Here is a 22,388-nt window from a genome sequence, read left to right as displayed (position 1 = left end):
GCGCAGATAGTTTTGAGGGCTTGGAATTTTCCAAGCCCTCAAAACTATCTAGCCGCGAGTAAGTTTGCGGTGAGTGACCCTGTGTGGCCGAGCCGCTTCCTCACCTAGGCGAGCTACCTTATTCTTCTCGTAGCCTTCGAAGTTGCCTTCGAACCAATACCAATTAGACGGATCTTCCTCAGTTCCCTCGTATGCCAGAATATGGGTAGCTACCCGGTCCAAGAACCAGCGATCGTGGGTAATTACCACTGCACAGCCTGGGAATTCTAACAGGGCATTTTCCAAGGAGGCCAAGGTTTCCACATCCAGATCGTTCGTAGGCTCGTCGAGGAGTAGAACGTTTCCGCCCTGACGCAGCGTAAGGGCAAGGTTCAACCGGTTGCGTTCCCCGCCGGAAAGTACTCCCGCCGGCTTTTGCTGATCTGCACCCTTGAAGCCAAAAGCCGACACATAGGCGCGCGACGGCATCTCGACTTTGCCAACCTCAATGTAGTCGAGGCCGTCCGAGACTACCTCCCAAACGGTTTTGTTCGGATCAATGCCCGCACGATTTTGATCGACGTAGGAAAGCTTTACAGTTTCACCGATGCGCAAAGATCCGCCATCTAGCGGCTCCAATCCCACGATGGTCTTGAACAAGGTAGTTTTGCCCACACCGTTAGGACCAATGATTCCGACGATGCCATTGCGGGGAAGTGAGAAAGACAAGCCGTCAATCAGCACTCGCTCGCCAAAGCCCTTCTTCAGGTCTTTAGCTTCAATGACCAAGTTACCTAGGCGGGGCCCCGGGGGAATTTGGATCTCTTCGAAGTCTAGCTTACGGGCCTTTTCAGCCTCAGCAGCCATTTCTTCGTATCGTTCCAAACGAGCCTTAGACTTAGCTTGGCGCCCCTTGGCGTTGGTGCGCACCCACGCCAATTCGTCCTTCAACCGCTTAGCCAATTTGGCATCTTTTCGCCCCTGCACCTCGAGGCGATCCTTCTTCTTTTCTAGGTAGGTAGAGTAGTTGCCCTCGTAAGGGTAGAGGTGGCCCCGGTCGACCTCGGCAATCCATTCGGCAACGTGGTCCAAGAAATACCTGTCGTGGGTAATAGCGATAACCGCACCCGGATAGGTTTGCAGGTGCTTTTCGAGCCACAGCACAGATTCAGCATCCAAGTGGTTCGTGGGCTCGTCGAGCAGCAACAGATCGGGAGCTTCCAACAGCAACTTGCACAGGGCAACGCGGCGGCGCTCCCCGCCAGAGAGAACCTTCACTGGGGTATCTGGGGGCGGGCAGCGCAACGCATCCATTGCTTGTTCAAGCTGAGAGTCCAGATCCCAAGCGTTGGCAGCATCAATCTGAGTCTGCAGCGAACCCATCTCGTCCATCAAGGCGTCAAAATCTGCGTCAGGATCGGCCATTTGGGCGCTGATCTCGTTGAAGCGGGCAATTTTCGACATCATGTCCCCAACGCCCTGCTGCACATTTTCGAGAACAGTGGCGTCGTCGTCTAACACGGGTTCTTGCATCAAGATCCCAACCGTGTAACCGGGACTCAGGCGCGCCTCGCCATTAGAGGGCTCGTCGATCCCAGCCATGATCTTCAAAATAGACGATTTACCTGCACCATTGGGGCCGACCATGCCGATTTTCGCCCCGGGGAGGAAGGCCATGGTTACGTCGTCAAGAATAAGCTTGTCGCCAATCTTCTTGCGTGCGCGCACCATGGAGTAAATGTATTCAGCCACCGGTTCTCCGTTTCAAAGTTCCAGACTTTTTCTAGACGCCTTCACCATACCGGCAATTGGGCCCTCGACCTATCCCAATGCGCCTACATCAGATAGGTTTTCCTCACTAAGGGAATACTCTCCCTGCTCGGTGGCTGCCTCACTCAACGCTTTTACCGCATCCTGGCGCACCTCAGCAGATTCACTTGCCGCGCCACCCACTTGCCAGGTAGGAGCAACCGCCTCGGCTCCTTCACCCCCTAGCTCCCCTCCTGAAATATCAGAAGAGACGGTGTGCAAAATCGGGTTGTTGTTCTGGTCGCAAGCCCTGCACCACACATAGTTTCCTGCGGTCAGATCAATTGCCACCCTATTCAGATAGACACAGAATTCCTCCCGCTCGACACCAGCCGCGTCGGCCCATTTTTCTACCCTGGGTTGGCCGGTTACAACCAGCCCCATGCCTTTCTTGACGTTAGCCCGCACCGCCCGTGCGAGCCTCCCCCAGGCTTTTACTGTCCACCAAATAGTCTCCAGGTCCTCCCACCCATTTGGGGTTCGCTTGGAAGGGGTACAGCCAATCCGGAACCGAGCATAGTCGCCCTGGGTACCCGCTTGGCTAACCTGGGGGTCGGCCCCTACATATCCGGTCAGAGTTATGTCGTATGGTCGCGTCATTACGTCCTCCTAAATTGTTGTTGACGCGATCATCGTGACAGTTTCAAAAAAGCCACGCCGCTATTAATCCCCACTCCGCCCACAAAAATCTTAATGCGGAGCCTGTGGAAACCTCATCCGCCGCCTTAAGTTGGCCTGGGCGGACCAAAAAGTTCCTGGAAAACGTATTGCTAAGCCACAGGTAGATGGCGCCCCCGACAGGACTCGAACCTGCAACCTCGGGATTAGAAGGCCCTTGCTCTATCCATTGAGCTACGGAGGCTAACGCCCCCACTTTAGCGTCTAGAGGGTAAAAATGACTACTTTCGTCAAACGGACGCAGGCGAATGTTACTTGCAACACTACTACTGCTTATTTAGACGTCAATAATTGCTCGCAACAAGCATCCAAGGGCTAATTAGTTCTAGTGTTAGAGGTATGAGTAGTGAAAAAACTGTCCAGGGCACCCCCCTGGTGTGGATAGACTGCGAAATGACCGGCCTAGATTTGCAAAAAGATTGCCTAATCGAGGTAGCGGTAATAATCACAGATGCCAACTTGAAAATGCTCGACGCCGGGTTCGACATTTTAATCAAGCCTAAAGAGGGCGCCCTCGAAAACATGAATGACTTTGTGCGCAACATGCACACAACCTCTGGACTGCTCGACGAGCTAGATGGCGCCGTAGATATAGCAACGGCTGAACATGCCGTTTTGGAATACATAAAGAAATTTGTTCCCACGGCTAAGAAGGCACTTTTAGCCGGCAACTCTATTGGTACTGACAAGTCCTTCCTAGCCAAGGAAATGCCACAAGTAATCGATTACCTTCACTACCGCGTTATCGACGTCTCCTCCGTCAAGGAACTAGCTCGCCGGTGGTACCCTCGCACATTCTTCCAAGCCCCCGAAAAACATGGCGGCCACAGAGCCCTAGCCGACATTGTCGAATCGCTCCAGGAACTGCGCTACTACCGCGACGTGCTATGGCCACACGACGAGGGACCCTCGACCGACGAGTGCAAGGAGGCCGCGCAAGCCGCGATTGCACACACCAAGGCAGAGACAGAAAAACTCGGTGAGCCCGAGGTCCACTAACACAAAAGGTGAGCGGAAACACTACACCAGTTTTTGCCTATTGACACCAATTTTGTGTAACATCTAATCCGTTGCCTGTTGGTGACAATGGTGGCTGTAGTTCAGCTGGTAGAGCACCTGGTTGTGGTCCAGGACGTCGCGGGTTCGAGTCCCGTCAGCCACCCCACCAAGCGGCTAATCTTCGGATTAGCCGCTTTTTTGCAGCCTAGCTCCCCAAATCTTACCTTCTTCTCACCTACTGGCCACGAACTGGGAAAACTTGCCAGTGAGGGAATCTCCAAACTAAAGTTCGTGTTGTCTAACTATCGAACATGGGTACGCTAAATAATGTCAACAACTACTCTCGAAAAAACTTCGCCTCAGCAGGCCGGCGCCAAGGCTCGCATGATCGCATTGCTAGGACCCGCCTTTGTGGCTGCAGTTGCTTACGTAGACCCAGGCAACGTAGCCGCAAATATCACCGCCGGTGCTAAATATGGCTACCTACTGGTTTGGGTGCTAGTCCTGGCCAATGCGATGGCCGTACTGGTGCAATACCAGAGCGCAAAGCTAGGGCTAGTAACGGGTAAATCTTTACCGCAGCTACTTGGCGACCGCATGAAAAAACGCAATCGCATAGCTTTTTGGTTGCAGGCCGAAATAGTGGCCGCAGCTACCGACCTTGCCGAAGTAATTGGCGGCGCGATTGCACTGAATTTGCTCTTTCACGTTTCTCTACTAACCGGCGCAATAATCACCGGTTTTGTTTCCATCCTCTTGCTCCTAGTACAGGGAGAGGGAAGGCAACACATCTTTGAGCGCGTCGTGGTAGGGCTGCTATTAGTTATTACCTTCGGGTTTATGGCGGGACTCTTCTTGGACCCCCCGTCAGCTACCGGAACTCTCTCAGGCCTGCTCCCCCGCCTGAAAGGAACCGAAACGGTATTGCTAGCTGCCTCGATGCTCGGAGCTACAGTAATGCCCCACGCAATATATCTACATTCCTCACTCGTAAACCACCGTTTCGCGGACGACGAGAACGGGCTAAAGCGCCTCCTCCGCGCCAGTAAATTCGATGTGACCTGGGCGCTCATTTTGGCGGGCCTAGTAAATATCGGTCTGCTGCTGCTCGCGGCCTCTTCCCTATTCGGAGTCGACGGAACAGACACTATCGAGGGCGCACACGGCGCTATAGTCTCGCACCTCGGCAGCGGAATGGGCATTATCTTCGGAATTGGCCTGCTTGCATCTGGCTTAGCCTCCACCTCCGTAGGAGCTTACGCCGGCTCTGAAATCATGCTTGGTTTGCTACACATCAAAGTGCCTCTAGTAGTACGCCGCCTGGTAACGTTGATCCCCGCCCTCATAATTGTGGGTGCCGGCATGGATCCCACCCTAGCCCTGGTGTGGAGCCAGGCCCTACTTAGCGTAGGCATTCCCTTCGCGATAATCCCCCTTATGCGGTACACCGCAAAGCGCGAGATCATGGGGGACTACGCGGACTCGCGGCTTATCAAAGTCATCGGCCTAGTCATAACCGCCTTGATCGTCTGCCTGAACATCGCGCTACTCTACCTGACAGTGATGGGAATAGAATAACTCCCAAGTAAAAAGGTGCCTCGCCCGCCGGGCGAGGCACCTTTTTACGCCATTTAGCTAATTCTTTGCACTAAACAGGCCAAAACTACGGGTTGCAGGAGTAAATTCCCCCGCAACCGGCCCATCACCAGAATGCGCGCACAGCGATACCGTCAGCAAAGGTATCCAAAGCACCCTCGGTATCTTTCAGGTACAGCAGCGCATCCACCAAAGACACCTCCATAACGTAGTAGCCACCCTTGCCGTCTTCGATAATGTCGATACGGTTGAACAAGAACTGTTCGTCGCGTCCCATCCTCGAACGCACGTAAGCGTGCAACGCTCTGCGGATTTCCTCGCCCCAACGCCACTCTCGCTCGGTGCCCGCCTGCGACAAAATAACCTCGTCGTAAATCTCGTCCTCACGGGTCTCGGCAGGGTGCAACATCGCCCTCTTCTTGACCGCATGCGACATCAGCCCGTTTATATAGACCAAAGACATTTCGCCGTGCTCGTCGACCTCGTCGATGTAGCGCTGTACCATTACAGTCTCGCCACTGGCCAGCAAATCCATAGCCTGCGCCAAGGCCTTCTGCCTATGCGAAACGGTGTTTGCCGTGTAGCGCCCCATGTCGCGCCCGCCAGAGGAAACAGCCGGCTTTACAACAAAGTCACCGCTAGCCGGGAACCTAGAATGCACCTGATGCTTAGACAATCCCCGATCGGGTTCAATCCAAGTAGTGGGAACCACCTTTAGCCCAAGCTTCTGCAACTCCTGCAAATAATGCTTATCAGAATTCCACTCCTGAATATCAGCGTGGTTCAATAACCTTGGCACAGAATGGGCCCACTGCAAATATTCCTTGCGACGGTGCGGATAGTCGCGCACAGAACGAGTCACCTGGGCAGCAGAATCACTCCAGTCGACAGATTTATCGTCCCAGCGCACCACATGCGGGTCCAGCCCACGATCCGAGAGAGCGTCAAGCAGGCCCTCGTCGTCACTTTGCAGATTCGGAAATTCGGCACAAGTAACCAAATTCAACCGAGGTTTGCTCATTATTTAATTACCCCTTTTACCGCAAGCCCAACGGGCGTTCTAGCGCTAGTTCGATTAATTCAGTAATAAGGTCAGAGTAGCTTATGCCAGCCTCCTGCCAAAGTTGGGGATACATAGAAAATGGCGTAAAACCTGGCATCGTATTGATCTCGTTGATAGTTACCTCACCAGTTTCGATATCGGCGAAGCAATCGACACGGGCGAGCCCCTCACATCCAAGAGCATCAAAAGCAGCTACCGCCAGCTCCTGAGCTCGAGTCATCTGCTCCACAGACAAGGGAGCCGGAATGACCAATTCCACAGCGTCGTGGTCTACATACTTAGTCTTGTAATCGTAAAAACCGTCAGTCGACTTTACTTTGATCTGTCCCAATACCGAAGCCCTAGGTGCCTGGCCCCTGCGGGCACCCAAGACAGCACACTCGACCTCGATGCCCTTATTCAACGCTTCGACAATAACGCGCGGATCGTACTTTCGAGCCTCCTCAATCGCCGCTGGCAATTCCTTAGCATCGGTGCACTTGGTGATACCCAGAGAAGAACCGGCGCGAGCAGGTTTCACATAGACTGGCATCCCCAGCGCACCCAGGCGGTAAAGAACACCGTCGCGGTCGCTAATCCACTGGTAATCAGTAATCGACTGCCACCGCCCAGCAGGTATCCCCTGCTCAGTCAAAATCGTCTTAGTAGTAGGTTTATCCATGCACGCGGCAGAAGCTAGCACGCCACAACCGACGTAACGCAAACCCGCCATTTCTAACATGCCCTGGATTGTCCCATCCTCGCCGTAAGGCCCGTGCAGCAAGGGGAACACCACATCTACATCGCCCAGGTCTGCTGCCTCAACTATTTGCCCCTTGTCGAGCACTATCTCGAGAGCACGCCCCTCCCCTGGCACCAGATCCATGCGAGAGGCGTTTCCTGCAATCGTGGCTCCACTATCGCCCTCTAAACGGTACAAATCCGGATTGTCAGGCACATTCACCCACTTGCCATCGGGCGTAATGCCAACGGTAAGTACATCAAACTTTGAGCGGTCGATATTTTGGAGTACGCCAGCTGCAGTAGAACAAGAAATCGAGTGTTCGCCAGAACGACCACCAAATATTACAAGTACGCGCGGCTTCATTTGGGAAGAGTTCACCGTTTTACGGTACCGCAGATTTCCGCTGGCCCGAACCGCACTTGCCCGCTACACGAATTTGATATCCACCCCGTCCATTTTACGGGCACGGCCCATTAGGTATTCACCCATTTCCTCGACTGTTCCACCCTGGAATACGACCTTAGCTACAGCCGCAGTGATAGGCATCTCGACCCCCTTCTGGCCAGCCAATTCAAGTACAGCCCTAGCTGAACGGGCGCCCTCGACGACCCCGGCCGATACAGAAAATGCTTCCTCTCGCTTCATCCCGGAGCCCATATTGAACCCAAAAGTGAAATTGCGCGACTTTGGGGAAGAGCAGGTAGCAATCAAATCTCCGACCCCGGCAAGGCCCAAAAATGTTGCTTCTTGGGCGCCCAACGCCTTTCCCAACCTCGCCATCTCGGCAAGGCCCCGAGTGATCAGCATAGCCCTGGTGTTGGTCTGATAGCCCATCCCTGCTGCCGCCCCCACCGCAACCGCAATAACATTCTTCACAACCCCGCCAACCTCAGCGCCAATAACATCAGTAGAAAGATAGGGGCGGAAACTATGGGTGGAAAACAGCGGCGACACTTCCTGAGCCCGCTGCAAATCCAAACATGCTGCTACCGCCCCACTAGGTTGTCCCTCAGCGATCTCGGCAGAAAGATTGGGACCAGAAACAACAACCACCTGCGAGGGCGAAATATGCAGCGTCTGAGCAAGAACGTCTCCCATGAACAAGTTTGTTTCGGCCTCTAGCCCTTTAGACAAGGACACGACACTGGCCCCACTTGCCAAAGGCAAACGCGAACACACTTCGCGGACCGCAGCAGAGGGCAACGCAACCACCACCACCGACTTACCGCAAACGACCTCGTTCAAATCCGTGGAAACGTGCATTCCTGCCAAGCCCGACAGGGATTCTCGCCGGCGAGCCCACACGGAAACCTCCGCCCCTGCCTGAAGCATGAGAGAGGAAAAAACCCGACCCCACGCACCTGCACCAACTACTGCAACTTCGACCTCACTGTCCACGGCACACACGTTATCATCAACCTAGAACTAACTCGGAAGGAGCTGCCGTGAGGAAACTCTGCGCAACTGCCGCCCTCACCCTGCTGATAACAGGTTGTTCCCAGGCGCAAGATAACAGTGCTACCACTGGCGGAACCTCACCGTCGAAGGCTGCCACAAGTGAGGCTATTTCTGCAGAGGCGGCACCGACCAAAATACAAACCTCTTTAGAAGACCGGCAGGTGGAACAAGCACTACCCGCCTCGCTGTTAGTTAGCGACATACAAGTCTCGCAAACCCAGGGAGGAACAATCATTGCCCTTAGCGGGCAAGCTCAAAAGGGCAGCACAGGCTGGCGAAGTAAATGGAAACGCAAAGCACTCGCCCAAGGCAGCGGCATCCCACTACCGCTTGACGGCAACATCTATCTAGATATCTCGCTGACAGGAACCTCAGTAGACTTCAAAAAACCCCTCAGCAGGGCCTAAGCGCGGCCCGATAAAGGGCACTACCGGAATATCCGTATACTACGACGGTACTTACGAATCAATTACCCACGTTGCAATAGGAATGGACAAAAAACACCCCTACGCAATCACTGCGGCAAAAGATGGAAGAAAGATAGAAATATTCGTTTCCCACTAATCGAAAGGCTTGCGTAGAAGCTGCCAAATAGAGCGCTTCTTATAAGGGCGTTTCGACCTGGATTTCTTAGTCGGTTCGAACGGCTCAGCAGGCGGCACCTCGCCGCGAATCTGGGCTACCCCGCGCGTGAGTGCCTGCATAATCCGATCAGTCGCCTCCAGAACGGCAGCGTGGTCCTCGACGCCCCGATCGTACAAATCCGACAGATCCACGGGCTCCATCGCGCGCACAGTGATCTTCGTAGGCGGGTAAAGCTTCCACTTAGACGAGCATTGCGGCAAAACTTCCAAGGCCCCCCACTGCGCCACAGGAATAACGGGCGCATGAGTGCGCAACGCCAAGCGGGCAGCCCCTGTTTTCCCTTTCATAGGCCAGTAATCCGGATCCTCTGTGAGGGTGCCCTCAGGGAAGATCCCCACGCATTCACCGGCTAACAGTGCCCGCTCAGCACCCGCCAAAGCATCGCCCGCCCTCTTGGAGCCACGATAAACGGGAACCTGCTTGCATTTGCGCATAATTGCTCCGAGCACAGGAACGTCAAACAGTTCAGCCTTTGCCAGCATGCGTGGAGGAATCCCGTTCTCACCCAAAAAGTGCATAAACGTGAGCGAGTCGAAATTAGTCACATGGTTGGATACAGCAATAAAACCCTCGTTGGGCAGATTTTGTTCCCCGGCCCAATCCTTGCGAGTGATAAGGCTGACCGCTGTTTTTGCAACGTTGAAACAGAACTTGTAGAAGGGTCCAAATTCGCGCATAAGCCCTATTCTACAGGTGCTAGAACGGAGAGCCGCTTTGAAGCAACACTAACTTCCACACTGCCATACCAAAGCGGGTCCCCATCTGCATGCGAAAGTATGGGTGCCAGCGGGGTCACTCTGGCCCAGCGGGCCTGTCTGGACTGGTAGAACGGACTTTGCTCTATTCTTCCAGAATTCGCCAGGGAGACCGACTCCATTACCTTCCTAAAAGAGCCTGGATCTTTAAAAGTAACTAGCTCAAAGATGCCGTCATTCAAAGAACCGGTTGCCACCTTCAGTCCGCCCCCGATGAACGGGGTGTTGGCGCAGGTAGCTAAGTAGCGACGCTCGCGCGAAACATGCATGGTGCCTGCAGGATCGCAATATTCAATTTGGTACGGCAATGGAGCGAAGTTCACCGCGGCCTTGACGAGGGCGACGCGGTACCCTGCCTCACCGGGAATTCTAGAGGCATTGGCCGCCCTGTTTATGGCTGCGTCAATACCGGTAGAAACCGCTCCCAGACAACAGCGTTTCCGCCCCTCTCCGTCAGTCACATCCAACATGTCGACCTCGCGAGGGCGGTATTCGCCAAATTTCGCTAGTGCTTTTCCCACCTCGACTGGGATTCCCAGTGAACGCACAAAATCGTTTCCGGAGCCCGCAGGCAAAGCAAACATAATTTTGCCGCAATCTGCAACTGTTGGGGCACAGGCACCAACAAACCCGTCGCCACCTACAGCAACAACCACATCTACATTTAGCTGGCAAGCGTGGCGGGCCACTGAGCTTAGCTCTTTAGCCCACGAAACCTGCTGCGCCGAAATGACGTTGCCATACTTTTCGAGGCGCTTCACTACCGAGCGCAAATGCCTCCCAGAGCGGCCACGCTGAGAACGCGAAGAAGCTAAAACCGCAAACGATAGGCTCACTTCACCAATTCCACATCGGCATTGAGAGCACGCAACTTATATATAAAGTGCTCGTAGCCGCGCGAGATCATATTTATTCCCCGCACGTTAGAAGTTCCCTCGGCTGCCAGGGCCGCAATCAGATGCGAGAAACCGCCCCGCAGATCGGGGATTTCGATATCAGTTCCATGCAACGGCGTGGGGCCCGAAATAACCGCCGAATGGAAAAAGTTGCGCTGGCCGAAGCGGCATTCCAACCCGCCTAGACACTCCCTGTACACCTGGATCGTAGCTCCCATGTCGCGCAATGCCGAGGTGAACCCGAAGCGATTTTCGTACACCGTCTCATGAACAATAGAAAGTCCCTCAGCCTGGGTCAACGCAACTACCAGCGGCTGTTGCCAATCCGTCATGAAGCCAGGGTGTACGTTAGTTTCCAACGCAATTGACTTTAGTGGACCCCCGGGGTGATAGAACCGGATGCCGTCCTCGGCCACCTCAAAAGCCCCGCCTACCTTTCGGAAGACGTTTAGGAACGTTGCCATGTCGCCCTGGCGGGCGCCCTCAACAAAAATATCGCCCTTTGTGGCAAGCGCAGCGGAAGCCCAAGAGGCACTCTCGATGCGGTCAGGCAACGACGTGTGGCTGTAGCCAGTAAGACGCGACACCCCCTCGATGCGAATTGCCCTGTCGGTGTCCACCGAAATGATTGCGCCCATTTTCTGTAAGACGTTTATCAAGTCAATAATTTCGGGCTCCACCGCCGCCCCGCGCAACTCCGTAATACCCTCGGCGCGCACCGCGGTCAGCAACGTCTGTTCAGTTGCACCTACCGAAGGGTACGGCAAATCGATTACCGTGCCTTTTAACCCGTTGGGAGCACGCAAATGGATACCGGTTTCTATCTTGTCAACAATCGCGCCGAATCCCCGCAGAATGTTCAGGTGGAAGTCAATTGGCCGCCCTCCAATGTTGCATCCGCCAAGATCTGGGATAAAAGCCTCGCCCAGACGGTGCAAGAGCGGGCCGCAAAACAAGATTGGGATCCGCGAGGAACCAGCGTGCGCATCGATGTCAGCAACATGGGCCGCATCCACGTTAGTGGGGTCCATTTTCAAGACTCCACCCGACTGGTCGTAGTCGATTTTCACCCCGTGCAGTTGCAACAATCCGCTAACAACGTCAACATCGCGAATAAGAGGAACTGAACGCAACACTGATGGCGCGTCACCCAGCAGTGCCGCAACCATTGCTTTGGGAACAAAGTTCTTGGCGCCACGCACACGGATGCGCCCCTTTAGGGGTTTTCCGCCGTTGACCCGTAAAATTCCGCCCATATTTCCTCCATTTAAGCGCGGCAAGGACTATACGAGTCTAGTGTATGTTCGGCCGCGCGGGTTCAACCTTCGCTGCTGGCAAATGAAGCGCGGGCAATGTCACTGGTTTGAACGTGGGACGTTTCTTTTCAAATGCGTCAATCTCCGCTACCCGTTGCATAGTCAAGGAAATATCATCCATTCCCTCCATAATTCGCCAACAGGTGTAATCGTCCAGCTCAAAACCGCAGCTGAACGAGCCAGAAGTAACTGTCTTGGAAGGTAGGTCTATGGTCAGCACACTGCCTGGAGTCTCTTCTAGCAACCCCCACAGCTTTTCCAAGTCCGAGGGAGAAATCACTCCGGCAACGAGCCCCTGCTTGCCAGCGTTGCCCCGAAAGATATCCGCGAATTTGGTAGATAAGACCACTTTAAACCCATAGTCTTTGAGCGCCCACACCGCATGCTCTCGGGAAGATCCAGTACCAAAATCGGGCCCTGCTACAAGTATCGTCCCCTGGGCGTAAGCCGGATCGTTAAGCACAAAATCCGGCCTATTACGCCAGGAAGCAAAAAGCCCATCCGCAAATCCGGTTTTGGTAACTCGCTTCAGAAATACCGCGGGAATTATCTGGTCGGTATCTACGTTGGAACGCCTCAGGGGCACCGCAACCCCGGTGTGAGAAACAAGTTTTTCCATTTCCTTCCCTCCTTACAAATCAGCGGGAGAAGAAAGTGTGCCCCTGATCGCAGTTGCGGCAGCGACCAGCGGCGACACAAGGTGGGTTCTTCCTCCCTTGCCCTGCCTACCTTCAAAGTTTCTGTTGGACGTGGAAGCCGAACGCTCCCCTGGGGCTAGTTTGTCTGGATTCATGCCCAGGCACATCGAACAGCCGGCGTTGCGCCATTCTGCCCCAAAATCCCGAAATATTTTGTCTAGCCCCTCGGCTTCCGCCTGCAGTCGTACCCTCGCCGAACCGGGCACAACCAGCATTCTCAGGCCTTTAGCTTTGCGTTTACCTCGAATTATCGAGGCGGCCTCCCGCAAATCCTCTATGCGACCGTTAGTGCAAGAGCCTAAAAATACGGTGTCAATCTTTATGTTCTTGAGCTTGGTTCCCGGCGTCAGCCCCATATATTGGATGGCGCGGCGAGCAGAAGCGCGTTCGGTCTCGCGAGGGAATTGTTCTGGGTCTGGAACCCGCCCGTTCAGAGGCACCCCTTGACCCGGATTCGTCCCCCAGGTTACGTACGGTTCCAGCGCGTCTGCGTCCAATTCGACCTCGGCGTCAAATTCAGCATCGGCGTCGGTGTGCAGACTTTGCCAGTACGCCACAGCACGATCCCATTGGCTACCTTTCGGGGCATGAGGGCGATCCCGCAAGTAGTCAAAGGTAGTTTGGTCTGGGGCTATCATGCCGGCTCGCGCACCCGCTTCAATCGACATGTTGCAGATTGTCATCCGCCCCTCCATAGAGAGCGCCTCGATCGCACTGCCGCGATATTCAATTACGTAGCCGGCTCCACCACCCGTGCCTATCTTGGCTATCACGGCTAAAATAACGTCTTTGGCAGTTGTCTCGGGCCGCAACTGCCCGTTTATTGTCACTGCCATGGTTTTGAATGGAGCCATCGGCAGCGTTTGGGTGGCGAGCACGTGTTCGACTTGCGAGGTACCTATGCCAAAGGCAAGCGCCCCAAATGCTCCATGCGTTGAGGTGTGCGAATCCCCACAGACTACGGTCATTCCTGGTTGGGTCAGCCCAAGTTGCGGACCCACTACGTGCACGATGCCCTGGTCGGCATCGCCTAGAGAATGCAGCCTGATCCCAAATTCTTTAGCGTTGTCGCGAAGAGTCTGGATTTGGGTTGCCGAGGTCGAATCCGCGATTGGCAAGTCAATGTCCACGGTTGGAGTGTTGTGATCTTCGGTCGCGATAGTCAGGTCCGGGCGTCGCACCTTGCGGCCCGCCTCTCGAAGCCCGTCGAATGCCTGCGGGGAAGTCACTTCATGGCAAAGATGCAGGTCTATGTACAGCAGGTCCGGTGCACCATTTTCGCCGTGGTGAACTACGTGATCTTGCCAAACTTTTTCAGCTAGAGTCTTTCCCATTTGCTTCACTCCTTCGCCTGATTCGGTAGCTCGTCTGGGGATTGTTGCCCACAATACTTGCGATCTTGCTCGTTGAGATGGCAATATCAACCTATGGACAAAGGAAAAAAGACCAGTGGCGTCGGCGTCTTAGACAAGGCGGCCCTGGTGCTCAGCGCCCTCGAATCAGGCCCTGCAACCCTGGCCCAACTAGTGTCAGCTACACATTTAGCTCGCCCCACAGCGCACAGGCTTGCAGTAGCACTCGAATATCATCGTTTCGTCGCTCGCGATATCCAAGGTCGATTCATTTTGGGGCCGCGCCTCGGAGAACTCTCCTCGGCAGCTGGCGAAGATCGCCTATTGGCCTCGGCAGCGCCGATATTGAACGCATTGCGCGACCACACCAAAGAATCCGCTCAGTTGTACCGCCGCCAGGGCGACCAGCGTATCTGCGTCGCGGCGGCAGAACGCCCGGTAGGATTGCGCGATTCAATTCCCGCCGGCGCTACTTTATCCATGAAGGCCGGTTCGGCAGCTCAGATACTACTAGCGTGGGAAGAGCCTGACCGGCTCCACCGCGGCCTCCATGGCGCCTCGTTCACTGCCACCCAATTAAGCCAGGTGCGCAGGCGCGGTTGGGCCCAATCGGTTGGCGAGAGGGAAGCCGGGGTGGCTTCCGTTTCTGCCCCGGTGCGAGGACCATCTGGAAGGGTTATAGCTGCGGTTTCTATCTCTGGACCTATCGAGCGGATGGGACGCCAACCGGGACGCATGCACGGGCCCGCCCTCGTAGCCGCTGGCAATCGCCTTTCGGAATTTCTGCGGCGGGCCGAAGAATTGCACGCCCAACACATGCGCGAGGCAACTCGCTAGCGGGGGCGGGCAAAGGTTGCAGTAGGTAAGGTAGCAATATGCGTCGCACCCTACTTGTAACTAACGACTTTCCTCCGCGTCTTGGGGGCATACAAACTTTTCTGGAAAACTATGCCTGCCGGCTTCCGGCGCAGGACCTTGTGGTTTACGCGTCGACTTACAAAACCGGGGACAAGGGGGGCGAGTGTGCTGCATATGATGCTCACGCTCCCTGGAAGACTTACCGTGCCCGCACGACTATGCTGTTGCCTACTCCTGCGGCAGGAAGAAAAATGGCGCAAATAATTCGCAGGGAAGGCATAGAAACTGTCTGGTTTGGGGCGGCAGCGCCCCTTGGTTTGCTTGCACGTCAGGCGCGCGCTGCAGGAGCGAAAAATATTATTGCTACCACTCACGGCCACGAAATTGGCTGGCTCAAAATTCCCGGAGCAGCAAATCTGGTGCGCAGAATTTTTTCCGAGGTCGATGCCGTTACTTATATTTCTGACTACACGCTCCAGAGGCTTCGCCCGGCTCTAGGCCATACACCGGCAATTCACCTACCCGGCGGTATAGATACTGAGGAGTTCCGCCCGAATCCCGCCATGCGTTCTAAGTTGCGCCAGCGCTATGGGCTTGGCGATGCGCCGGTTATTTTGTGTCTTTCTCGTCTTGTGCCGCGCAAGGGCCAAGACATGCTGATTCGAGCCATGGAGGGAATCTGCCGCCGCCACCCAAACGCCAAAGCAGTTATCACCGGCTCAGGTAGCTATCTCGTACACTTGAAGAAAATGGCAGCCGTTTCTCCGGCAGCTAAGAATATTGTCTTTACAGGGGCAATACCGGCAGATGAACTGGCCGGGCACCATGCGATGGCAGACATTTTTGCTATGCCAGCTCGCACACGTTGGGGCGGACTCGACGTAGAAGGGTTAGGCATCGTGTATTTGGAGGCCGGAGCCGCAGCCGTCCCAGTAATAGCAGGTGACAGCGGTGGAGCCCCCGAGACAGTGCGCGAGGGCGAAACTGGTTTTGTGGTGCCAGGGGCTGATTTTGTTGGTCTAGCCAAGCGGGTCTGCCAGCTACTTGAAAACGGCGATCTGCGTCGAAAGATGGGGTGGGCTGGCCGCGAGTACGCGACTAAGTGGCAGTGGCCACACCTAGTGCAGCGTTTGCAGGACACTTTAGAGGGCAGATTCTAGAACCAGATTTCCTCAACCAGGGTTGCTCCGGCGACCAGAAGTAACAAGGTGCCGAAAGCGATGGTTAGGCTCGAAGAGCGGAACCTTTGCGATAGCGGCCCTCCAATTACCCCGCCAGCAGCCGAGCCGATAGTGAATAACGCCACCACCTGCCAGTCGAAGTTTGTCCCTGCCGCAAGTCTGGGAATTACCCCCGCTAAGGAGGCAATTAGCATAACCAGCAGCGAGGTTCCAGACGCCTTGCGCATTGGGTAACTAAGTACCAGCACCAGCGCTGGGACTATAGCGAATCCTCCCCCGACGCCAAAGAAGCCGGTAAGCACTCCTACAGCGGATCCAAGTAAGATCATTGTTGCCGTGGGATGACGAGGATCCGAGAGCCCTGTTTCTTTTCCCCTGCGCTCATTGATCCCCCGGCGATACATGACGGCCGAAACTATAGCTAGTAGAAGGCCAAAGGAGATCATAAGCACAGCGGGATCTACCAGCGCATTCAGGTAGGCACCGGCAAACGCTCCCAACACAGAGCAGGCCCCAAATATGCTTCCCCCGCGAAAGTCGACCTGTCCTTTGCGCGCTCGAAAAACCAGTGAAACCAGCGCAGTTACGCCTACGATTACCAGTGATTCTGCTGTGGCAGCGTGCGGATCCTGCCCAAGCAGATATACGAGTACGGGCACCGACAGTATTCCCCCACCGGCACCGAGTGCCCCCACCACTACCCCTACAAGTAATCCAATGGGTAGGGCGAGCACAGCTTACCTCCTTCTTTGAAGTCGGCTCGATCATATCGCTGCCAGCTCGCCCTCGCCCAAGTGGCACCGCTAGGGACAGCGGCTCAGCCCCTAGGCCTGTGGATGCCTATGCTGGCCCCAGAACCCATCCGCACTAAATAGTTTTTCAACTATTTCGTCGGTCTTTCCCAAGTCGGCTACTACGTCTAGAACCGTGTAGCGAGGGCGAATGTTTTGTGCCTTGTAGTGGGTTTGGCGGAACCGTTCCCAATCAATTCCGATCATTTCCGGATGATAAGGAGCCCCGGCCTCCTTGAGCATGTCCCACACCTTTTGTGGCGCGTAGAGCTGTTCTTTAGCCTTTGCGCAGACCTGTGGCCACACCTGCTTTATCTTTTCTAACCGGTTCCGAAGTGCTTCGCCCTCTAGATGCTTGTTTAGGGTGTGCTTCACGGCATCCTCAACGATTCGGTCGGTGTGCATAGAGCGAACCTTGGCCTCGACTTGTTCTTTGGTGGGCGCCTGTGCAACCACCTGATCAATGTCGATGCTGTCAATGTCGAGGTTGAGTAGCTCCTGCCAGATTGCGCACGATGCTACCGTGCCAATCCCCACTTTCATGCCGTGTGAGAGTGGGGGATCCCAGTCCGTGCCGTGCCCTTCCATTTCCCACACATGCGAAAACTGGTGTCCCGCTCCGGAGGCAGGACGGGAAGACTGCGCGGCTTGCATTGCTAGGCCCGAAATAATGTTCGCTTCAGCCAGTTTGGCAACTGCGTCTACTTGTCCATTTGCCACCGCAGCAGGATCGGCAAGGGCATCGCGCAGAGTTGATTGTGCCAGCGACCATACGTATTCGTCGATTGGTTCAATTCCCAGCGCGTCGGCCAAAATCCAGTCGGCACCGGCCGGAATCTTCTCGATCAGATCCCCGTATCCGGTGGAAATTAGCCTAGCTGGTGCGCCGGCCATGGTCTGCAGGTCCGCTACTAGTGCTGCTGGGGCCGGGCATGAATGGGTAGATTTAAACCCGTCTTTGGCGATAGAGGCTCCAAAAGCAGCATATCCGTCGACAGATGGAGCGGTACATACGTTCATATATTTGCGCCCTAGCTCCCCCGACGCAAGCTTTGCCAGATCGTTTAGGGTTCCCGACGCAATCGAGCACACTACAGTCTCGTCCCCTAGAGGGCGGATCACCTCGCGCAGCTTTTCCACATTCTCATAACCTGCGTAAAGGGTGGGTTTACCCGGAAAAATGTAGGGTTCGGCTGCAAATTCCACGTGAGCTTCCCGCAGCGAGTCCACCACCTGCTTGCCACAGGCACCGAAGGTGTTCTGGTCTGCTACTACAAAGACTTTCTTACCCGGAAAATTCTGCGCGAACAGCTCCCCGGTTTTCTTATTTACGTCATTGCCGAAGGCGATGGCTTTTGTTTGTGTTGCCGTCTCGAGGGCGGTGTCAATCAGTTTTGACAACTTGTCTCCTTAGGAAATGTGGTCGACGCTCTTGTGGGTTAGTTCTGCCATTTGTGGCCAAGCGTCCATGTATTGGCGCAAGAAAAATTGGTATTCCTCATGCTTTTCTTGATCTGGTTCTATGACGTCGGCCTCATGAACCATGTTCCTTGCCGCGTCGGGCAGCGATTGGTAGAGGCCGGCACCCACAGCGGCTAGCATGCACGAACCTAAAACTACTGCGTCCCCAACCTGGGTAAGGGTTGCCGGTATGCCAGTCACGTCCGCGTACATCTGCATCCACACTTTGGATTTAGTTGCTCCACCGCAGTAGACAAGTTTCTCGGGAGTGAAGCCACCCTCTTGCATTACCTTCAAATTGTGCGCGGTGTCGTAAGCCACCGATTCCAGTATGGCATGGTAGAGGTGTTCGGGCGTGTGTGAAAGCGAGAGCCCCCAGATCATTCCGCGAGCGCGTGAGTCGGTGTAGGGGGTGCGGTTACCTTGGAAGTATTCGTTTACTATTACCCCGTCTGAGCCTGGAGGTATGTTTGCGCAGGCCTTGTCGAGCACTTCGTAGGCGTTGAGCCCTACGCGCTCGGTTGCTGCCACAACGTCGCGGGCGAATCCGTCTTTAAACCACTTCAACACTGAGCCGGAGGATACCGAGGAGCCCTCTACGGTATATTGGCCTGAAATTACTGCGTCGGTGTAGGCTCCCATGAATCCCTTGCCGTAAATTGGCTCCGCGCTTTGGCCAGTCATCACCTGCGACGAACCGGTGATTATCGCAAGAGAGCCCGGTTGGACAGCACCAAGACCTATCTGTCCGTGCCAGGCGTCTCCGCCACCTTGAATTACGGGTATTCCTGGGGTTAGTCCTAGGTCGGATGCTGCCTTCACGGATAGTCCTCCGATTGGGTCGCCGAGGGCGCTTACCTGCTGCGGAAGTTTCTCAAAGACATCCCCCACCCCGAGTTGTTCGTAAAAGTCGACGGGCCAGCCGCCTTTGTCGGAGTTGTAGTAGGCGCGAATGGAGGCTGTGTTTTGGTTTACGGTCCACTCCCCCGTAAGCCTGTAGGTAAGCCAATCGGGCGCGTCTACCAACCTGTAGGCCTTTTTGTAGATTTCGGGTTCATTTTCTTTTAGCCAGGCAGCTTTGAAGGGGTACCATTCGGCAGTCGCCGGCATTGTGCCGCCACCGTTGTAGAGTTTGGCCCAGTGGTCTATCTTGTTTGCCCGTTCGGCCTGCCTGGTGGCGCGCACATCCATCCACATTATGGCGTCGCGAAGAGCGTTGCCGTCGCGGTCCATCGCTACCACGGTCATTGTGGTGGCGTCGTAGGAGATACCGGCTACGTGGCGCGCGGGGATACCGGTTTTGTCGAATACCCTGTGTACCGAGGCCTGGAGTGCTTCCCACCAGTCTGTGGGCGATTGTTCTGCTCTGCCCGGGGCCGGAAAATTGGTTTTGTACGGGGTTCCGGCAAATCCTATTGGGTTTCCCCTCAGGTCGAATATTGCTGCACGGCAGGATTCAGTACCGAAATCTATGCCCAGTAGGTATGGGCCTTCATAACCTGGAGCAACCACGTTGTTACCTTCCTTAGTTATTTCACTTACCAGTTATTTTCGTTCCAGCCACGTTCGTCCCAGACGGTTTGCGGGATGAGGCGGTCTGCCCGATCGAGAAGAAATGTAGGTTGGTCTTTCTTGTCGAGGGCGACGGCCTGACGCCAGGTGGAGTCTCCTGTCAGCGGCATGGCCGAGACCATCCCTGTGCGCACCGCCATTTGTATGTCGGTTCCTAGCCGATCGCCAACCATTATGCAGTGCTCTGGGTCTACGTCGAGGCCGGCTATGGCTTCTACGAGCATTTGGGGATTGGGCTTGCCTATGACCATTTCGCATTTGGTTTGGGTGCAGGCCTCAATTGCAGCGATTATCGCAGCACAGTCCGGTTCGCCCCGCCCTCCTGGGAAGGGACAGTAGCGATCCGGATTTGTGGCTATTAGTTTGGCACGTTTGTGGTACCAGATAGCGTCGAAGGCTATTTGCAATTTTTTGTATTCGAACGTGCGATCGTAAGAAGCAATGACGAAATCAATTTCGGCCGGGTCCTCGCTAATTCTTATGCCGGCTTCGCTTAGGGAGCGCACCAGTGGCTCTTCGGCAATCGGGTATACGACAGCCTGCGGGTGGTTTTCGCTAAGCCATTTGGTCATAGTTACTACGGTGTTCGCGATATCGGAAATATCGGTTGGCAATCCCAGCTTGGTCAGCTTTTGCACGTATTGCTGAGGGTCTTTAGTGGGATTGTTCGACAAAAAGCGAACCGGAATGTTCCTGTCGCGCAGTTCGTTGATCATGCGCGCTACCCCCGGTAACAGTTCATCCCCCAGGTAGATGGTGCCATCCATGTCAAAAATGTAGGCGTCGTAGAACTCCGTAGGGAAAGATAGTGGAGCTCCAGTTTGCTCGCTCATTTGTCTCCTGTTCAAATACGAAATCACTTGGTCTTATGCCAGCAGCGAGCTGAGACCCAGGACGACGGTAGTCATAGGCCAGATAGCAGCGGCGGGCGGATCAATATGGGTGTCGCCTGCGTCGTAGCAAAGGCGCGCCATTACCTCGCCCACTAAAGCGGCGAGAGTTCCGAATACCACTCCGAACAGTAGGGCAAGGAAGGAGTTGTACCCAACGATTGGAAGGAACTTCACCGCAGCGAGTGCCCCCACGATGGTCATGTGGTGAGTCACGGGCATCTTGATGCCCATTGCGACTAAGAAGATGCACAGCGCCGATATAGCGAATGGCAACGCTTGGGCGTTAGCTGTTATTACTTCTGCTACCTCGGGCTTGGCATCGTAGACGTAGTGAATGAGGGCGAGGACAGCTCCGGCGCCAAGGAGCCCGGAGAACGCGCCTAGCAGCAGGTACTGAGAGGGCTTTTCCTGCCACTGTAGCCACCGCTTGTTTTCATGAAGGTGAGATACCCATTCAAAAGGAGACTTCTTAGAAAATACAAGGCGGGCCAGGATGCCCGAGCAGAATACGGTGAATGCGACAGAGTCCGTGTGGGTGCCGAACCACGGGATCATCGCCACAAGTTTTTGGAAGAGGTAGCCTCCGAGGCCGAACAGCGCCCCAACTAGTAGCACATCAGGCTTGCCTAGGCCGGACAGAGGCTGGTTGATGTCGCGCCCCAATCCGGTTTTGTCGAGCAATCCTTTCTTGGAGGCGTATGCAGACGCTGCAGCACCTCCGGCGAACGCCACGTGGGGACCAAACAGGGGCCCGAAGGCCATGTATTCAAAGCCGATTGCAGATCCCGTGGCCAGGGCTATGGGGAAGGCTAAGAATATTAATACGCCTGTAAATCCAAAAGCGTTGTTGCCGCCGATTGCGGCACCGAAAAAGCCGCCTGCCAGCGCAGCGATTGCACCGAAGAGAGTTATGTTCTCAACAAATTGTGCAGCTAAGTCTGGAGTCATTTACATACCTAACTTCAGGGCCCGTCCTCGTTGGCAGGCCGCGATTATCTATTTTCAGCGCGCCGTTTCCGTACCAGTGCGCTGCACTATCTGCCCCGATAGCGCAGCGCACGAAAGCGCCCTTAGATAGTAGCGTGTGCAAGCAGCATTTAGCAGCTACCTGGAACTGAATCTATATCGGATTCACTCTGGTTATCGTAAGCGTCTATTGCAGCAACCTTGGGGGCCGAATGCGAAGAGGGATCGAATTCGTATCCCAGCCATTCTTTCGCGAGCCGCCTAGCGAGTTCCAGACCAATGACTCGCTGCCCGAAGGTGAGTACCTGAGCATTATTGGATTTGATCAGGCGTTCAACCGAGAAGGAATCATGTGCCACAGAGGCACGAATCCCCCGCACTTTGTTTGCCGACATGGCCACGCCCATGCCTGTGCCACAGACGAATAGCCCACGGTCGGCTTTGCCGGCTGCAATTAGGCGGGCTCCTTTTACTGCCACATGCGGATAGTCAATATCTTCACCGGCGCTCACGCCTACGTCAATGACCTCGTCCACCCTGGGATCGTCTTGTAGATCTTTTTTGAGTACGTCTTTGTATTCCACGCCAGCACTATCGGCGGCAACAACTATGCGTAGTCCCATCGAAACCTCCCTTGGCTAAAAAGCACTACACGGGAACTGTATCAAACCGATTGATAAAATTACCAGGTTTACTGT

Annotated in this window: 21 protein-coding genes and 2 tRNA genes; 6 read left to right on the top strand and 17 right to left on the bottom strand. The window is 54.9% G+C overall.

Annotated features, from left to right (window positions below):
* Nucleotides 1-48: 48 nt before the first annotated feature.
* The 3 genes from ettA to G437_RS0109185 all read right to left on the bottom strand — a co-directional run bounded on the left by ettA (nt 49) and on the right by G437_RS0109185 (nt 2,650).
* Nucleotides 49-1,731 (bottom strand): energy-dependent translational throttle protein EttA, encoded by a 1,683-nt coding sequence (gene ettA, locus G437_RS0109195; protein WP_024332266.1) that lies wholly within the window; start codon nt 1,729-1,731, stop codon nt 49-51.
* A gap of 69 nt (nt 1,732-1,800) precedes the next feature.
* Nucleotides 1,801-2,388, bottom strand: a complete 588-nt coding sequence (locus G437_RS11005) for a single-stranded DNA-binding protein (RefSeq protein WP_024332265.1) — start codon at nt 2,386-2,388, stop codon at nt 1,801-1,803.
* A 186-nt stretch (nt 2,389-2,574) separates the two neighbouring features.
* Nucleotides 2,575-2,650, bottom strand: a tRNA-Arg gene (locus tag G437_RS0109185).
* A gap of 155 nt (nt 2,651-2,805) precedes the next feature.
* Here G437_RS0109185 and orn point away from each other — a divergent pair.
* From orn to G437_RS0109170, 3 genes are all read left to right on the top strand, one after another.
* Nucleotides 2,806-3,465 carry an oligoribonuclease gene (gene orn / locus G437_RS0109180; protein WP_024332264.1) on the top strand — a complete coding sequence of 220 codons (660 nt, stop codon included), beginning with the start codon at nt 2,806-2,808 and terminating at the stop codon, nt 3,463-3,465.
* A gap of 90 nt (nt 3,466-3,555) precedes the next feature.
* Nucleotides 3,556-3,631: transfer RNA gene (locus G437_RS0109175), tRNA-His, on the top strand.
* Nucleotides 3,632-3,792: 161 nt separating this feature from the next.
* Nucleotides 3,793-5,043 carry an Nramp family divalent metal transporter gene (locus G437_RS0109170; RefSeq protein WP_024332263.1) on the top strand — a complete coding sequence of 417 codons (1,251 nt, stop codon included), beginning with the start codon at nt 3,793-3,795 and terminating at the stop codon, nt 5,041-5,043.
* 124 nt (nt 5,044-5,167) lie between these two features.
* Here the strand turns inward: G437_RS0109170 and G437_RS0109165 are convergent, their stop codons facing one another.
* The 3 genes from G437_RS0109165 to G437_RS0109155 all read right to left on the bottom strand — a co-directional run bounded on the left by G437_RS0109165 (nt 5,168) and on the right by G437_RS0109155 (nt 8,246).
* Nucleotides 5,168-6,082, bottom strand: coding sequence for an ATP-grasp domain-containing protein (locus G437_RS0109165; RefSeq protein ID WP_024332262.1), 915 nt, complete (start codon nt 6,080-6,082; stop codon nt 5,168-5,170).
* A gap of 16 nt (nt 6,083-6,098) precedes the next feature.
* Nucleotides 6,099-7,211, bottom strand: a complete 1,113-nt coding sequence (locus tag G437_RS0109160; RefSeq protein ID WP_024332261.1) for a D-alanine--D-alanine ligase family protein — start codon at nt 7,209-7,211, stop codon at nt 6,099-6,101.
* A gap of 63 nt (nt 7,212-7,274) precedes the next feature.
* Entirely contained in the window at nt 7,275-8,246 is a 972-nt protein-coding gene (locus G437_RS0109155; protein WP_024332260.1) for an NAD(P)H-dependent glycerol-3-phosphate dehydrogenase, read from the bottom strand.
* A 47-nt stretch (nt 8,247-8,293) separates the two neighbouring features.
* On the opposite strand from G437_RS0109155, the gene G437_RS0109150 reads away from it, so the two are divergent.
* A complete protein-coding gene (locus tag G437_RS0109150) occupies nt 8,294-8,713 on the top strand; it encodes a hypothetical protein (protein WP_024332259.1) in 420 nt (139 codons plus the stop codon).
* A gap of 153 nt (nt 8,714-8,866) precedes the next feature.
* On the opposite strand, the gene G437_RS0109145 is transcribed toward G437_RS0109150, so the two are convergent.
* Genes G437_RS0109145 through leuC form a run of 5 tightly spaced genes read right to left on the bottom strand, consistent with a single transcriptional unit; the run spans nt 8,867 to nt 13,950 of the window.
* Entirely contained in the window at nt 8,867-9,628 is a 762-nt protein-coding gene (locus G437_RS0109145; protein ID WP_024332258.1) for a lysophospholipid acyltransferase family protein, read from the bottom strand.
* Nucleotides 9,629-9,633: 5 nt separating this feature from the next.
* Entirely contained in the window at nt 9,634-10,542 is a 909-nt protein-coding gene (locus tag G437_RS0109140) for a diacylglycerol/lipid kinase family protein (RefSeq protein WP_024332257.1), read from the bottom strand.
* Nucleotides 10,539-11,858: a UDP-N-acetylglucosamine 1-carboxyvinyltransferase gene (gene murA / locus G437_RS0109135; protein ID WP_024332256.1), complete on the bottom strand. Its 1,320-nt coding sequence runs from the start codon at nt 11,856-11,858 to the stop codon at nt 10,539-10,541. The genes G437_RS0109140 and murA overlap by 4 nt, the downstream gene beginning before the upstream one ends.
* A 37-nt stretch (nt 11,859-11,895) precedes the next feature.
* Nucleotides 11,896-12,537 (bottom strand): 3-isopropylmalate dehydratase small subunit, encoded by a 642-nt coding sequence (leuD, locus tag G437_RS0109130; RefSeq protein ID WP_024332255.1) that lies wholly within the window; start codon nt 12,535-12,537, stop codon nt 11,896-11,898.
* Between the two features lie 12 nt (nt 12,538-12,549).
* Nucleotides 12,550-13,950, bottom strand: coding sequence for a 3-isopropylmalate dehydratase large subunit (gene leuC / locus G437_RS0109125; RefSeq protein WP_024332254.1), 1,401 nt, complete (start codon nt 13,948-13,950; stop codon nt 12,550-12,552).
* Between the two features lie 93 nt (nt 13,951-14,043).
* On the opposite strand from leuC, the gene G437_RS0109120 reads away from it, so the two are divergent.
* The gene (locus G437_RS0109120) at nt 14,044-14,805 is read left to right on the top strand and encodes an IclR family transcriptional regulator (RefSeq protein ID WP_024332253.1); all 762 of its coding nucleotides are present in this window, start codon (nt 14,044-14,046) and stop codon (nt 14,803-14,805) included.
* A 38-nt stretch (nt 14,806-14,843) separates the two neighbouring features.
* Nucleotides 14,844-15,986 carry a glycosyltransferase family 4 protein gene (locus G437_RS0109115; RefSeq protein WP_024332252.1) on the top strand — a complete coding sequence of 381 codons (1,143 nt, stop codon included), beginning with the start codon at nt 14,844-14,846 and terminating at the stop codon, nt 15,984-15,986.
* Here G437_RS0109115 and G437_RS0109110 read toward each other — a convergent pair.
* The 6 genes from G437_RS0109110 to G437_RS0109085 form a co-directional block, all read right to left on the bottom strand.
* Nucleotides 15,983-16,741: a sulfite exporter TauE/SafE family protein gene (locus G437_RS0109110; protein WP_024332251.1), complete on the bottom strand. Its 759-nt coding sequence runs from the start codon at nt 16,739-16,741 to the stop codon at nt 15,983-15,985. The two genes, G437_RS0109115 and G437_RS0109110, sit on opposite strands and share 4 nt — an antisense overlap.
* Before the next feature lie 90 nt (nt 16,742-16,831).
* Nucleotides 16,832-18,199, bottom strand: coding sequence for a sn-glycerol-1-phosphate dehydrogenase (locus G437_RS0109105; RefSeq protein WP_024332250.1), 1,368 nt, complete (start codon nt 18,197-18,199; stop codon nt 16,832-16,834).
* Nucleotides 18,200-18,208: 9 nt separating this feature from the next.
* Entirely contained in the window at nt 18,209-19,771 is a 1,563-nt protein-coding gene (locus G437_RS0109100) for an FGGY-family carbohydrate kinase (RefSeq protein ID WP_024332249.1), read from the bottom strand.
* 26 nt (nt 19,772-19,797) lie between these two features.
* Nucleotides 19,798-20,664: an HAD-IIA family hydrolase gene (locus G437_RS0109095; RefSeq protein ID WP_024332248.1), complete on the bottom strand. Its 867-nt coding sequence runs from the start codon at nt 20,662-20,664 to the stop codon at nt 19,798-19,800.
* A 33-nt stretch (nt 20,665-20,697) separates the two neighbouring features.
* A complete protein-coding gene (locus tag G437_RS0109090) occupies nt 20,698-21,672 on the bottom strand; it encodes a DUF7973 family transport facilitator (protein WP_024332247.1) in 975 nt (324 codons plus the stop codon).
* Between the two features lie 149 nt (nt 21,673-21,821).
* Nucleotides 21,822-22,313, bottom strand: a complete 492-nt coding sequence (locus G437_RS0109085; protein ID WP_024332246.1) for a ribose-5-phosphate isomerase — start codon at nt 22,311-22,313, stop codon at nt 21,822-21,824.
* Between the last annotated feature and the right edge of the window lie 75 nt (nt 22,314-22,388).

Source organism: Winkia neuii subsp. neuii DSM 8576, from assembly GCF_000420405.1.
In the GTDB taxonomy this organism is placed as follows: Bacteria; Actinomycetota; Actinomycetes; order Actinomycetales; family Actinomycetaceae; genus Winkia; species Winkia neuii.
Note: the sequence above shows the minus strand (reverse complement) of the source record. Positions and strands in the feature narration are given on the sequence as shown.

Bases quoted from the DNA above. Each gene is read 5' to 3' on its own strand.
- G437_RS11005 (WP_024332265.1), bottom strand. From the start codon at position 2,388: ATGACGCGACCATACGACATAACTCTGACCGGATATGTAGGGGCCGAC.
- orn (WP_024332264.1), top strand. From the start codon at position 2,806: ATGAGTAGTGAAAAAACTGTCCAGGGCACCCCCCTGGTGTGGATAGAC.
- G437_RS0109170 (WP_024332263.1), top strand. From the start codon at position 3,793: ATGTCAACAACTACTCTCGAAAAAACTTCGCCTCAGCAGGCCGGCGCC.
- G437_RS0109165 (WP_024332262.1), bottom strand. From the start codon at position 6,082: ATGAGCAAACCTCGGTTGAATTTGGTTACTTGTGCCGAATTTCCGAAT.
- G437_RS0109160 (WP_024332261.1), bottom strand. From the start codon at position 7,211: ATGAAGCCGCGCGTACTTGTAATATTTGGTGGTCGTTCTGGCGAACAC.
- G437_RS0109145 (WP_024332258.1), bottom strand. From the start codon at position 9,628: ATGCGCGAATTTGGACCCTTCTACAAGTTCTGTTTCAACGTTGCAAAA.
- murA (WP_024332256.1), bottom strand. From the start codon at position 11,858: ATGGGCGGAATTTTACGGGTCAACGGCGGAAAACCCCTAAAGGGGCGC.
- leuD (WP_024332255.1), bottom strand. From the start codon at position 12,537: ATGGAAAAACTTGTTTCTCACACCGGGGTTGCGGTGCCCCTGAGGCGT.
- leuC (WP_024332254.1), bottom strand. From the start codon at position 13,950: ATGGGAAAGACTCTAGCTGAAAAAGTTTGGCAAGATCACGTAGTTCAC.
- G437_RS0109120 (WP_024332253.1), top strand. From the start codon at position 14,044: ATGGACAAAGGAAAAAAGACCAGTGGCGTCGGCGTCTTAGACAAGGCG.
- G437_RS0109115 (WP_024332252.1), top strand. From the start codon at position 14,844: ATGCGTCGCACCCTACTTGTAACTAACGACTTTCCTCCGCGTCTTGGG.
- G437_RS0109095 (WP_024332248.1), bottom strand. From the start codon at position 20,664: ATGAGCGAGCAAACTGGAGCTCCACTATCTTTCCCTACGGAGTTCTAC.
- G437_RS0109090 (WP_024332247.1), bottom strand. From the start codon at position 21,672: ATGACTCCAGACTTAGCTGCACAATTTGTTGAGAACATAACTCTCTTC.
- G437_RS0109085 (WP_024332246.1), bottom strand. From the start codon at position 22,313: ATGGGACTACGCATAGTTGTTGCCGCCGATAGTGCTGGCGTGGAATAC.